Source organism: Paenarthrobacter aurescens (assembly GCF_025421775.1).
GTDB lineage: Bacteria > Actinomycetota > Actinomycetes > Actinomycetales > Micrococcaceae > Arthrobacter > Arthrobacter aurescens_B.
On record NZ_JAOEFX010000002.1, the window covers coordinates 481,526 to 493,328 of the forward strand.

Below are 11,803 nucleotides of genomic sequence, written 5' to 3' on the forward strand. Positions count from 1 at the left end.
CGCGCCGCCAGTACCGAGCCCCGGTACTGGCGGCGCGTTTTTGCCCTGACTACGCTGGGCCTCAAAGCCAGTGGCTTTGGAGCAGTACAGCCGTCCCTCGGACTCACAGAACGGTGGGAGTTGTGAAACTCGAATTGAAGGGGATCTCGAAAGCCTTCGGGACCTTCTACGCCAACCAAGACATCGACCTCGTGGTCGAATCCGGCCAAATCCATTGCCTTCTCGGCGAAAACGGTGCCGGAAAATCAACCCTTATGAACGTGCTGTACGGGCTGTACGAGCCCACAGCCGGCCAGATCCTGGTCAACGACCAGCCGGTCAACTTCCGCGGCCCGGGTGATGCCATGGCGGCCGGCATCGGCATGGTGCACCAGCACTTCATGCTGGTCCCCGTCTTCACGGTGGCGGAAAACGTGGCCCTCGGTGCGGAGCCGACCTCGTTCGGCGGTGTGCTCAGCATGGACGAAACCCGGAAGAAGATCCGGGAAATCTCCGACAAATACGGCTTCGATGTGGATCCCGACGCCTTGGTGGAGGACCTCCCCGTGGGCGTCCAGCAACGTGTAGAGATCATCAAGGCACTGGTCCGCGAAGCCAAGGTCCTCATCCTGGACGAGCCCACCGCAGTGCTGACGCCCCAGGAAACCGATGAACTTCTGGACATCATGCGGCAGCTCAAAGCCGGCGGTACGTCCATCGTCTTCATCTCGCACAAGCTGCGTGAAGTGAAGGCTGTCTCCGACGTCATCACCGTCATTCGCCGCGGCAAAGTAGTGGGGGATGCGCCTCCCACGGCATCCGCCACCGAACTGGCCTCCATGATGGTGGGCCGCCCCGTCAGCCTGAGCCTGAACAAAGCACCCGCGCAGCCGAAGGAAACCACGTTCGTGGTGGAAAACCTGACGGTCCGCGCTGCCAACGGCACCAACGTGGTGGACGGGATCAGCTTCGACATCGCCCAAGGCGAGATCCTCGCCGTCGCGGGTGTCCAAGGCAATGGCCAAACGGAACTCACCGAAGCCATCCTGGGCGTGCAGGAGCACGTCACAGGTTCCGTGACCCTGGACGGCAAGCAACTGCTGGGCCTTCCGGTCAAGGAGGTGCTGCGCTCGGGTGTCGGCTTTGTTCCGGAGGACCGCACTGTGGATGGACTGGTTGGTCCCTTCTCGGTCGCCGAAAACCTGGTGCTTGACCTGTATGACCAAGCGCCGTTTGCCAGCGGCATCAGCATGAAGCCGGCCAAGGTTGCCGAGCATGCCAAGGCCAAGATCGAAGAATTCGATATCCGGACTCCTTCTGCGGGGTCGGCCGCCGGAACCCTCTCCGGCGGCAACCAGCAGAAAGTGGTCATGGCCAGGGAGTTGTCCAGGCCTCTGCGGTTGTTCATCGCGAGCCAGCCGACCCGTGGCGTGGATGTCGGCTCCATCGAGTTCCTGCACAAGCGCATCGTTGCCGAACGTGACGTCGGAACGCCGGTCATGATCGTTTCCACTGAACTTGACGAGGTCATCGAACTCGCCGATCGGATTGCCGTGCTCTACAAGGGCAAGCTCGTGGGCATCGTCCCCGCCGGAACGCCCCGCGACACCCTCGGTTTGATGATGGCCGGCGTCGGCCCGGAAGGAGGCTCCGATGACTGAGAACGATCAGTCCAAGAGCGAACCAACACCCGCCCTGCCCGCTGAGGACCAGTCCACAGCGGACCTCCGTGCGGCAGATGTCTCACTCGATACCGCGGGAGGCATGCTGGAACCGTCCATCGTTCCGGTGTCTTCCCAAAGCGGCGATTCAGGAGCGCAGCACGGCAGCCTCCTGCGCCGCATCGTGATGGGCAACGGCTTCGTTTCCGTCCTGGCCGTCATCGTGGCGCTGTTCCTGGGTGGCCTGCTGATTGCCAGCACGGACGCCCAGGTAGCCAAAACCGCAGGCTACCTGTTTGCACGGCCCGCGGATTTCCTGAGCGCGTTGTGGTCTGCCATGACCGAGAGCTACGTTGCCCTTTTCCAAGGGTCGGTCTTCAACCCCCGGCAGGGACTGCAGCCGCTGCTGGAAACCATGACCGTGGCAACCCCGCTGATCTGTGCCGGCCTTGGCGTTGCCCTGGCCTTCCGTGCAGGACTGTTCAACATCGGTGCCCAAGGCCAGATCATCATCAGTGCCACGCTCGCCGCCTACGTAGGTTTCGCCTGGCACCTGCCGTTCGGCCTGCACCTGCTGGTGGTCATCATCATGGGGGTCCTGGGTGGTGCACTTTGGGGTGCCATCGTTGGCATCCTCAAAGCACGGACCGGCGCGCACGAGGTGATCGTCACCATCATGCTGAACTACGTGGCCTTGTTCCTGCTGGACTTCCTGCTGAACACTGCTGCGTTCCGGCGTCCGGGGGACAACAGCCCCATTTCGCCACGCCTGGACGAGTCGGCAACGTATCCCGTCCTCATCCCCGGCTCCCGTCTCCACCTGGGATTCCTGGTGGCCATAGCGCTGACCTACGGCGTGTGGTGGCTGCTGAACCGGTCCACCATCGGCTTCGAGTTCCGTGCTGTTGGCGCCAACCCCGTCGCTGCACGGACCGCCGGCGTCAAGGTGTCCCGCGCCACCATCCTGGTGATGGCGATGGCAGGTGCCCTCGCCGCCTTTGGCGGTATTGCCCAGGTGGCCGGTACCGAAAAGGTGCTGACCGGCGGTGTCGCTGCCCAGATCGGCTTTGACGCCATCACGGTTGCCCTGCTGGGACGCAGCACGCCGTGGGGGACGTTCTTCGCCGGCCTGCTGTTCGGAGCTTTCCGTGCAGGGGCAGTGCAGATGCAGATCCAGACGGGAACGCCCATCGATATCGTGCTGGTGGTGCAGTCCTTGATCGTGCTCTTCATCGCAGCCCCTCCGCTCATCCGGTCGATTTTCCGGCTTGAGCCCAAGAAGAAGAACAAGACACCCAAAGCGGCTCCCAAGGCTGCCCTCGTCAACGCCTCCGGAGGTGCCAAGTGAGCGCGACAACCACCGCTCCGAAGTCGGGTTCAACGGCCCTGCCGGCATTCCGGCCTTCCATGAAAGTCCCGCTCTCGCTCGGCATCCTTGCCCTCATAGCCCTGGTTTTCTTCGGCTTCCTGGGCCCGGACCAGACAGCCGAGATGAAGATCAGCGACGCCGGTGACGCCGTTGCCGTCCCGGCGCTCATGATTCCGGGGCAGGTGGGCGGGGTGGTCTTCGGCATTCTGCTCCTGGCCATGGCCGCGTATTCCATCTACCTCTGGACGCAGGGAGAACGCTCGCCCAAGTGGCTGCCCATCGCGTTTGCCGTGGTGTTCGTGTTTGCGTTGCTCGTCTGGATTGTGGCAGGCGCACGGCAGCCGTCCATTTCGCTGGCTGGCCTTGTAGCGGGGTCGGTAACGCTGGCCGTGCCATTGGTCTTCGGCTCTCTCTCCGGCGTGCTCTGTGAGCGCGTGGGCGTGGTCAACATTGCCATTGAAGGCCAGTTGCTGGGCGGTGCCTTCACCGCTGCGCTGGTGGCTACCATGACGGGCAGCCCCTACATTGGCCTGATCGCGGCGGCTGCAGCCGGTGCCGCGGTCTCCATGGTCCTCGCCGTGTTCAGCATCAAGTACTTGGTCAACCAGATCATTGTGGGCGTTGTCCTGAACGTGCTGGTCTCGGGCCTCACCGGCTTCCTGTACGGCACCCTCATGGTTCCCAACAAGGAGCAGTTCAATACCCCGGGGCGCCTGGACATCCTGCCGATCCCGCTGCTGTCGGACATCCCCATCATCGGACCCATCCTGTTTGAGCAGTCCATCGCCGGTTACCTCATGTACATCGCAGTGGCCGTGGTGTGGTTCGGCCTGTTCAAGACCCGCTGGGGCCTGCGTGTCCGCGCCGTCGGTGAGCACCCGCAGGCTGCTGACACCCTCGGTATCAACGTCAACGCCACCCGCTTCTGGAACGTCACCCTGGGTGGCGCCATCGCGGGCATCGGTGGAGCCGTGTTCACACTGGTGACCATCGACTCCTTCACGAAGGACATCTCCGGTGGCCGCGGCTTCATCGCACTGGCTGCCCTGATCTTCGGACGATGGAACCCGATAGGTGCCTTCCTGGCCTCGCTGCTGTTCGGCTTCGCCTACAACCTGCAGTCGATCCTGGGCATCATCGGTACCCCGGTGCCCAGCCAGTTCATGGCCATGCTGCCGTACCTGGTGACCATCTTCGCCGTCGCCGGTTTGGTGGGTAAGTCGCGGCCACCGGCCGCAAGCGGCATACCGTACGTGAAGGGTTGACGATGCCTGCGAATGACATCGACTGGCCCGCTCTGGAAGATGCGGCAAAGCAAGCCATGGCGCGTGCCTATGCGCCGTACTCCAAGTTCCCGGTGGGGGCCGCGGCCCTCACCGAGGACGGCCGGATTATCAGTGGCTGCAACGTGGAGAATGCCAGCTACGGTCTGACGCTTTGCGCCGAATGTGCCTTGGTGGGGGAACTCCACATGACCGGCGGTGGCAGGCTGGCCGCTTTCTATTGCGTGGACGGCCAAGGCAACATCCTTATGCCGTGCGGACGTTGCCGCCAGTTGCTCTACGAGTTCCGGGCTCCAGGCATGCAGCTCATGACCACGCAGGGAATCAAAACCATGGACGATGTGCTCCCTGATGCCTTCGGTCCCGAAAACCTGGAGGAAACCACGTGACCAAAACTGAAGCGTTCGATGCCGTCCAGATCATCTCCATCAAGCGTGACAAGGGCACCCTCACTCCCGAGCAGATTGACTGGACGATCGATGCCTACACCCGTGGTGTCATTGCCGAGGAGCAGATGGCCGCACTGAACATGGCCATCCTGCTTAACGGCATGGATCGCGCCGAGATTTCGCGTTGGACTTCCGCCATGATCGCCTCGGGGGAGCGGATGGACTTTTCGTCCTTGAGAAGGCCCGACGGCGGCATGAAGGCTACCAGCGACAAGCACTCCACCGGTGGGGTAGGGGATAAGATCACGCTGCCGCTGGCACCGCTGGTGGCCGTCTTCGGCGTCGCGGTTCCACAGCTATCGGGCCGGGGGCTCGGCCACACGGGTGGAACATTGGACAAGCTCGAAGCCATCCCCGGATGGCGCGCCAACTTGAGCAACGACGAGATCATGGCCCAGCTCCAGGACGTGGGTGCAGTCATCTGCGCGGCAGGTTCCGGGCTGGCTCCTGCCGACAAGAAGCTCTACGCACTGCGCGATGTGACGGGCACGGTGGAAGCCATCCCGCTGATTGCCTCTTCGATCATGAGCAAGAAGATTGCGGAAGGCACGGGTTCATTGGTGCTGGACGTGAAGGTTGGCTCGGGTGCCTTCATGAAGGACGAGGCTCGTGCCCGCGAGCTTGCCGAGACCATGGTGGCCTTGGGCAAGGACGCCGGCGTGCACACGGTGGCGCTGATCACGGACATGTCCACGCCTCTCGGTTTGACGGCCGGAAACGCGATCGAAGTTGAGGAATCGGTGGAGGTCCTTTCCGGCGGCGGTCCGGAAGACGTCGTCGAACTGACCGTCCGCTTGGCCGAGGAAATGCTGGCGGGTGCCGGCATCCACGACGCCGATCCGGCAGCGGCACTCAAGGACGGCCGTGCCATGGACGTGTGGAACCGGATGATCGAAGCCCAGGGCGGAGATCCCCGGGCCACCCTGCCCGTAGCCAAGGAATCCGAGGTCGTCTACGCACCGGCGGACGGCGTCCTTGTGGGGTTGGACGCGTTGTCCGTGGGTGTTGCGGCGTGGCGGCTGGGCGCGGGGCGGGCACGCAAGGAGGACCAGGTCCAAGCTGGAGCCGGTGTGCGGCTGCACGCCAAGCCCGGTGCACTGGTACGCGCCGGCGAGCCCTTGATGACTCTCCTGACGGATACTCCCGGGAAGTTCGAACGGGCCAAGGAAGCGCTCCAGGATGCCGTGGTGATCGCGCCCGAGGGTTCACGCCCGGCGCATCAGCTCATCATCGACCGAATCGCCTAGGCTTAAGTGTTCCGGGCCGTTCGCCAAGGACGGCCCGGAACACCAGTCATCCGGCGCCTGTGGGGGAGCCGGCTACCGTAAGGAAACCGTGCAGGGCATCAACGATTTCATCCTCGCCGCGGCGGAGCAGCCCTGGGTGTTGTTCCTGGTGCTGGCCTGCTGCGTGATAGATGGCTTCTTCCCACCTATTCCCAGCGAATCCGTGGTGGTTGGCCTGAGCGCCGTGTCCGGGAGCAGCGGCTCGCCCAATGTATGGCTGCTCGGCGTGATGGCAGCCCTGGGGGCGTTCTCAGGGGACAACATCGCGTACATTATCGGCCGCCGCATCGGGATCCAGCGGTGGCGGTGGATGCGCACGCAGCGGATGCAAGGCGCTTTCCGTTGGGCAGGGAAGGAACTCCGACGCCGGTCGGCCTCGCTCATCATGGTGGCCCGCTTCATCCCCATTGGCAGGGTGGCCGTCAACCTGACGGCCGGTGCCACGCACTTCCACCACCGACGCTTCGTGGCCCTCACGGCAATGTCCGCCGTCCTGTGGGCCACGTATTCGGTGATCCTGGGGTATTTCTTTGGCGTCTGGTTCGAGGACAACCATCTCCTGGGTGCTGTCATAGCGATCGTGGTTGCCGTGATCCTGGGAATCATCATCGATCGGATCATCAGCAAAGTCCGTGGATCCGTGCCGTTGGATGGCAAGAACATCCCTGAGGAAGACGCCCCGACTCCACCCACGGTATGACGCTTCAGGACCCGCAAGATCAGCCCGGCGGTTGACGACGGCACCTTCTCAGCACCTATAGCGTTAAGCGTGTGATCCCAAGGCTGGGACGTAGCGAACGACGTCCCGGCCGTGGGACACTAGAGCGACTTCCGTCACACCGTCAAGTCATATTCGTCTAGGAGCTACCGCCGCGTGGAGTTTTTGAACCAAATGCTCGAGCATGCAGCCGGGCAGCCCTGGATATACCCGGTCCTGCTGGTCTTCTTCTTCATTGACGGATTCGCCACCATCCTTCCCAGCGAAACAGCCATTGTTGGCCTCTCGGCGCTGTCCCTTCACAGCGGAGAGCCCAACCTGTGGATCCTGGGAGCTACCGCTCTGGTAGGCGCCATGGCAGGCGACAACATGGCCTACATGCTGGGCCGGAAAATCGGCCTCACCCGTTGGAAATGGATGCGTCGGCCCAAGGTCCAGAAGATGTTCGCCTGGGCGCAGTACGAGCTGGACAAGCGCGGGGCGGTCCTGATTTTCACGGCCCGCTACATTCCGTGGGGCCGTGTGGCCGTGAACTACGTGGCCGGACAAACCGGTTTCCGCCACCGGACTTTCTTCTGGCTGGACGCCTTCGCCTGCATCACGTGGGTAGGTTACTCCATCGGTATCGGCCTCCTCGCAGGCCAGTGGGTGCATCACAACCCGCTCCTGGGCGTCGGCATCGCGGTTGCCTTCGCCGTGGTCCTTGGCATTGTGGTGGATCACGCCCTCCGCTGGTGGCACAAGTACCTGGAGAAGAAGGACCTCGCCAAGGAAGCTGCTGCCGGCACCCAAGTGGCAGCAGCCGATCCCGCAGAAAAGGCGATCGCCGGCGTCGACCTCTCCAAGCCTGCCAGCTAACGCGACAGCAGTACCAAACCCGGAAGCTCGCTTGGGGACACCTGCACGTTAGTCTTGGTACGTGACTGAGCCCATACTTGACGCCGCCCCTGCCCTCGACTTCGATCTGAAGAGCCTCCCCAAAGTCTCCCTGCATGACCACCTCGACGGAGGCCTCCGCCCCGCCACCATCATCGAGCTCGCCGAGGCGGTGGGCCACACGCTGCCCTCCACCGACCCCGTTGCGCTGGGCGAGTGGTTCCGCGAGTCCGCTGACTCCGGCTCCTTGGTCCGATACCTCGAGACCTTTGACCACACCATTGCCGTCATGCAGACCAAGGAAGGCCTGTTCCGGGTTGCCAAGGAATTCGTGGAAGACCTGGCCGAGGACGGCGTCGTGTACGGCGAAGTCCGCTGGGCACCGGAGCAGCACCTGCAGAAGGGCTTGACCCTGGATGAGGTTGTTGAGGCGGTTCAGACGGGCCTTGAAGCCGGAGTGGACGCAGCCGAAGAGCGTGGCCAGCAGATCCAGGTGGGCCAGCTCATTACCGCCATGCGGCATGCTGACCGTGGCCAGGAAATCGCGGAGCTCGCCGTCCGCCACCGTGCCAATGGTGCCGTGGGCTTTGACATTGCCGGAGCTGAAGACGGCTTCCTGCCGTCCCGCTTCAAGGATGCCTTCACGTACCTCGCCGAAAACAACTTCCCGGCCACGGTCCACGCAGGCGAGGCCGCGGGCCTGGACAGCATCCAGTCGGCACTGGTTGATGGCCGCGCCCTGCGCCTGGGCCACGGTGTGCGGATCGCCGAGGATATCTCGGTGGAGTTTGAAGACAATTCGGACGACGACGGCGAGGACACCATTGGCATGGTGACCATCGGCAGCGTCGCAGCCTGGGTCCGCGACCGCGGAATCGCCTTGGAAATCTGCCCGTCGTCCAACCTCCAGACCGGCGCCATCTCCGGCTTTGGCGAGGGCATCGAAAGCCACCCGGTGGATATGCTCTTCCAGCTCGGCTTCAACGTCACCATCAACACGGACAACCGCCTCATGAGTGGCGTCACCCTGACGGATGAGTTCGAACTGCTCGTGGAGACCTTCGACTACGACCTCGATGATCTGCTGGAACTGACGCTCAACGCCGCCGAGGCAGCTTTCCTGCCGCTGGACGAACGTGAAGCTTTGGTCGAGTACATCAACGATGCCTACGCCAACCTCGGCTGACACCGGCTCAAGCGGCTTGCCGGAGCTCATCCGGACAATAGCCGCCCTCCGGGAGCACTGCCCCTGGATGGGTGCGCTGACACACGAGTCACTCGTCGAGTACTTGATCGAGGAAGCCTACGAAGTGGTGGAATCGATCGAGGCAGGTGCTGTTGACGATGAGCTCCGCGGCGAGCTGGGCGATGTACTGCTCCAGGTAGTGCTTCACGCCCGGCTCGCCGAAGAACGGGGCAGCTTTGACTTTGATGCAGTAGCACGCAGCATCACCGCCAAAATGGTCCGGCGAAACCAGCACGTCTTCAAAGCCGACGGTTCACTGCAGGAGAGTTTCCCGGCCAGTGTCGAGGAAATCATCGTCAAGTGGGACGCAGCCAAACGCGCGGAGAAGCCGGAGCGGGAGGACCCCTTCGAGGGCATTCCGCCGCACCTTCCGGCGTTGGCAGCGGCGCAAAAGTCCCTCGACCGGGCGGTACGCGCGGGCCTGGAGGTTGACGCGCAAGGTGCCTTGGCCGCCGTCGGACTTCCTGTCATCCCGGCCTCGGAAGAGGCCCTTGGCGAGCTGCTGCTCGCCGTCGTCGCCGGCGCCCGGGAGCAAGGACTCGACGCCGAACGGGCCCTCCGTTCCGCAGTTCGAACGTTTCAGACCAACCAGGCCCAACCTTCATGACGTGAGTCTTTGGAAGTTGTTCCGTAACCTAAGCCACTCTCGACTACGCTAGTAGCGACGAGGACGTTGAGAATTTCCCTCCTCATTCCTGTAATTTGCCCATAAGGAGCACATCCATGGCGCTTATCGATGCCATCCACGCACGCGAGATCCTTGATTCCCGCGGAAACCCGACCGTAGAAGTTGAGGTCCTGCTCTCCGACGGCCAGATCGGCCGTGCAGCAGTTCCCTCCGGTGCTTCCACCGGTGAACACGAGGCCGTTGAGCTTCGCGACGGCGACAAGGGCCGTTACCTCGGCAAGGGTGTCCAGAAGGCCGTTGACGCCGTTATCGACGAGATCTCCCCGGCCCTGATTGGTTTCGACGCCACTGACCAGCGCAGCATCGACCAGGCCATGATCGACCTCGACGGTACGCCCAACAAGGGCAAGCTCGGCGCCAACGCCATCCTGGGTGTTTCACTGGCCGTTGCCAATGCTGCCGCAGCTTCCGCCGACCTCCCGTTGTACAAGTACCTGGGCGGCCCGAACGCCCACGTTCTGCCGGTTCCGCTGATGAACATCCTCAACGGCGGCTCGCACGCCGACTCCGATGTGGACATCCAGGAATTCATGATCGCCCCGATCGGTGCCGAGACCTTCTCCGAGGGCCTGCGCTGGGGCGTTGAGGTTTACCACAACCTCAAGGCTGTCCTCCAGGAAAAGGGCCTCTCCACGGGCCTCGGCGACGAGGGTGGCTTCGCCCCCAACCTGCCGTCCAACCGCGCCGCACTGGACCTGATCCAGGAAGCCATCAAGAATGCCGGCTACACCCCGGGTACGGACATCGCCCTGGCACTGGACGTTGCCTCTTCCGAGTTCTACAAGGACGGTGCTTACCAGTTCGAAGGCAAGGCACTTTCCGCTACCGAGATGAGCGCCTACTACGCTGAGCTCGTTGCCGACTACCCGCTGGTTTCCATTGAAGACCCGCTGGACGAGAACGACTGGGAAGGCTGGAAGACCCTCACCGACACCATCGGCGACAAGGTCCAGCTGGTGGGCGACGACCTCTTCGTCACCAACCCGGTCCGCCTGCAGCAGGGCATCGACGCCGCCACGGCCAACTCCCTGCTGGTCAAGGTCAACCAGATCGGTTCCCTGACCGAGACGCTGGACGCCGTTTCCCTGGCCCAGCGCTCCGGTTACACCACCATCACCTCGCACCGCTCCGGCGAAACCGAGGACACCACCATTGCTGACATCGCCGTTGCCACCAACGCGGGCCAGATCAAGACCGGTGCCCCGGCCCGCTCCGAGCGCGTTGCCAAGTACAACCAGCTGCTCCGCATCGAAGAAGAACTCGATGACGCCGCACGCTACGCCGGCCGCAGCGCGTTCCCGCGTTTCAAGGGCTAGCATTCCGCAAAAACAGCTGACCGGTGGCTATGGTGGAAAGACCATGGCCACCGGTTCTGTTTAACGCTGGCCAGATCAGGAAAAGCACGCGCAGCAACCCGCCAGGCAAGCACCGGGCATTACAGGAGTGTCATGGCCACCCGTCGTCCAAAGGTACCCAGGGCCGACGCCCTGGGCGGTCCGTCCGGTGCAGGCCGTCCAGCAGGTGCAGGCCGTCCATCCAGCGACACACGGAATCCCGGTGCCACGCCACGTGGTGCCACCACGGGTTCTGGCGGTGCAGGTTCTGGCGCAGGTTCTGACGGTGCAGACGTCATCAAAGCGGAGTTTGGCGGCACGCGAGTCACGTCAAAACCATCCACTCCGGCAGCGGCTGCCAAAGCGTCGGACCCCACCAAGGGCTCGGCTGGCTCGAAGGGTCCCGCAGGCAGCAGGACCTCTACTCCAAGGAAGCCAGGGGGGACTTCGGCGAAGCCCGCGGACAAGGCGTCGGACAAGCCGGGCCCCGGAGCCAAGGATGACCGCGAGCTGGATCCCGTACCGGCGAAGGCGTTCTCCGGACGGATGCTGGCATTGGCCGTCGTCATGATTGCCATCACCATCATGCTGGCTCCCACGGTGAAGATCTTCCTGGAGAAACGCGCCGAAATTTCCGCTCTGGAAGCCGAGATTGCCGGCCGGAAAGCGGAGCAAACCGAGCTGAATAAACAGCTCTCCCGGTGGCAGGACCCCAACTACGTGAAACAGCAGGCCCGCGACCGCATTAACATGGTTATGCCGGGTGAAACAGGTTACTGGGTGTTTGGGGGAGAAGAAGCCGCCGGCACGCCGGGTGGCCGCACCGGCTCCGGATCGTCTGCAAACCCGGAGAACCTGCCCTGGGTGGATGCTCTCTGGGAGTCAATCAGACGATCGGCAACTGACTAGACGCG

At 63.2% G+C, this 11,803-nt stretch carries 11 protein-coding genes; all 11 read left to right on the forward strand.

What is annotated here, in order from left to right:
• The first annotated feature begins 122 nt into the window (after window positions 1-122).
• The 11 genes from N7568_RS05540 (at window position 123) to N7568_RS05590 (ending at window position 11,798) form a co-directional block, all read left to right on the forward strand.
• The gene (locus N7568_RS05540) at window positions 123-1,640 is read left to right on the forward strand and encodes an ABC transporter ATP-binding protein (RefSeq protein ID WP_089597251.1); all 1,518 of its coding nucleotides are present in this window, start codon (window positions 123-125) and stop codon (window positions 1,638-1,640) included.
• A complete protein-coding gene (locus N7568_RS05545; RefSeq protein ID WP_261608895.1) occupies window positions 1,633-2,988 on the forward strand; it encodes an ABC transporter permease in 1,356 nt (451 codons plus the stop codon). The genes N7568_RS05540 and N7568_RS05545 overlap by 8 nt, the downstream gene beginning before the upstream one ends.
• Complete coding sequence (locus tag N7568_RS05550) at window positions 2,985-4,274, forward strand: ABC transporter permease (protein WP_089594145.1); 1,290 nt, start codon at window positions 2,985-2,987, stop codon at window positions 4,272-4,274. Before N7568_RS05545 ends, N7568_RS05550 begins: the two co-directional genes overlap by 4 nt.
• Before the next feature lie 2 nt (window positions 4,275-4,276).
• A complete protein-coding gene (locus N7568_RS05555) occupies window positions 4,277-4,681 on the forward strand; it encodes a cytidine deaminase (protein WP_261608896.1) in 405 nt (134 codons plus the stop codon).
• A complete protein-coding gene (locus N7568_RS05560) occupies window positions 4,678-5,988 on the forward strand; it encodes a thymidine phosphorylase (protein WP_261608897.1) in 1,311 nt (436 codons plus the stop codon). Before N7568_RS05555 ends, N7568_RS05560 begins: the two co-directional genes overlap by 4 nt.
• Before the next feature lie 88 nt (window positions 5,989-6,076).
• Window positions 6,077-6,727 carry a DedA family protein gene (locus N7568_RS05565; protein ID WP_261608898.1) on the forward strand — a complete coding sequence of 217 codons (651 nt, stop codon included), beginning with the start codon at window positions 6,077-6,079 and terminating at the stop codon, window positions 6,725-6,727.
• Window positions 6,728-6,919: 192 nt separating this feature from the next.
• Window positions 6,920-7,603 (forward strand): DedA family protein, encoded by a 684-nt coding sequence (locus N7568_RS05570; RefSeq protein WP_261609032.1) that lies wholly within the window; start codon window positions 6,920-6,922, stop codon window positions 7,601-7,603.
• A gap of 61 nt (window positions 7,604-7,664) precedes the next feature.
• Complete coding sequence (locus tag N7568_RS05575) at window positions 7,665-8,807, forward strand: adenosine deaminase (protein ID WP_261608899.1); 1,143 nt, start codon at window positions 7,665-7,667, stop codon at window positions 8,805-8,807.
• A complete protein-coding gene (locus N7568_RS05580) occupies window positions 8,785-9,474 on the forward strand; it encodes a MazG nucleotide pyrophosphohydrolase domain-containing protein (protein WP_261608900.1) in 690 nt (229 codons plus the stop codon). Before N7568_RS05575 ends, N7568_RS05580 begins: the two co-directional genes overlap by 23 nt.
• Window positions 9,475-9,590: 116 nt before the next feature.
• Window positions 9,591-10,871: a phosphopyruvate hydratase gene (eno, locus tag N7568_RS05585; RefSeq protein ID WP_231342452.1), complete on the forward strand. Its 1,281-nt coding sequence runs from the start codon at window positions 9,591-9,593 to the stop codon at window positions 10,869-10,871.
• A gap of 132 nt (window positions 10,872-11,003) precedes the next feature.
• Window positions 11,004-11,798 carry an FtsB family cell division protein gene (locus N7568_RS05590; protein ID WP_261608901.1) on the forward strand — a complete coding sequence of 265 codons (795 nt, stop codon included), beginning with the start codon at window positions 11,004-11,006 and terminating at the stop codon, window positions 11,796-11,798.
• Window positions 11,799-11,803 lie beyond the last annotated feature (5 nt).

Coding starts and splice junctions, on each gene's coding strand:
- N7568_RS05545 (WP_261608895.1), top strand. CDS start 1,633: ATGACTGAGAACGATCAGTCCAAGAGCGAACCAACACCCGCCCTGCCC.
- N7568_RS05555 (WP_261608896.1), top strand. CDS start 4,277: ATGCCTGCGAATGACATCGACTGGCCCGCTCTGGAAGATGCGGCAAAG.
- N7568_RS05570 (WP_261609032.1), top strand. CDS start 6,920: ATGCTCGAGCATGCAGCCGGGCAGCCCTGGATATACCCGGTCCTGCTG.
- N7568_RS05580 (WP_261608900.1), top strand. CDS start 8,785: ATGCCTACGCCAACCTCGGCTGACACCGGCTCAAGCGGCTTGCCGGAG.
- eno (WP_231342452.1), top strand. CDS start 9,591: ATGGCGCTTATCGATGCCATCCACGCACGCGAGATCCTTGATTCCCGC.
- N7568_RS05590 (WP_261608901.1), top strand. CDS start 11,004: ATGGCCACCCGTCGTCCAAAGGTACCCAGGGCCGACGCCCTGGGCGGT.